Source organism: Deinococcus rhizophilus (assembly GCF_030271215.1).
Classification (GTDB): domain Bacteria; phylum Deinococcota; class Deinococci; order Deinococcales; family Deinococcaceae; genus Deinococcus; species Deinococcus rhizophilus.
On sequence record NZ_JASNGB010000361.1, the window covers coordinates 1 to 699 of the forward strand.

A 699-nucleotide genomic window follows, 5' to 3' on the forward strand; every position below is an offset into this window, starting at 1 on the left:
CAGGACCTGCGCGAGGTGGCCTATTTCGGGGCCGTGCAGACCGGGGCGGACGGCCGCGCCCAGGTCAGGGTGAAGGTGCCCGAGGCCCTGGGCCGATACCGGATCACCGCCCGCGCCTTTACCCCGTCGGGCGGGGCCGGGGACGCCCGCGCCGGAATCACGGCGACCCTCCCCTTCGCCGTGCGCCTGACCGGGCCGCGCGTGCTGACGCAGGGGGACGTGGGGAGCGCCTATCTGGGCGTGCAGGACCGGACGGGGGGCAAGACCGCCCGCGCCCAGCTGAGCGTGGGCACCGAGGTGACCACCCGGACGCTCACCCTGAACGGCGGGGACGCGGTGGCGCGGTTCCCGCTGGAGGCCCCGGCGAGGGGTCAGCAGCTCACGCTGGAGGCGCGGGCGACCTCCTCGGGCGGCCGAACCGACGCCCTGCGCCAGACCCTGCCCTTGCGTCCCGCCGGGCCGCGCACCCGCCTGACCCGTGAGGGCACGCTGACGGCGGCAGGCACACGGACCGTGGAGTTCGGGGTGCCCTCCGGGGAACAGGCCGAGGCCCTCACCGTCACGCTGGCGGCCACGCCCCTGCAAGCGGCGCTGGCCGATCTGGACGCCTACCTCGCGGACCCCGCCCAGCGCTGGGCCACCACCGACGCGGTCGCCGCCCGGCTGCGGGCCAACCTCGACCTCGTGGGGCTGGCGGGG

At 77.1% G+C, this 699-nt stretch carries 1 protein-coding gene; it reads left to right on the forward strand.

What is annotated here, in order from left to right:
- Window positions 1-699: alpha-2-macroglobulin family protein (locus QOL99_RS17340; RefSeq protein WP_285525657.1), on the forward strand; the 699-nt coding region annotated here is incomplete at both ends.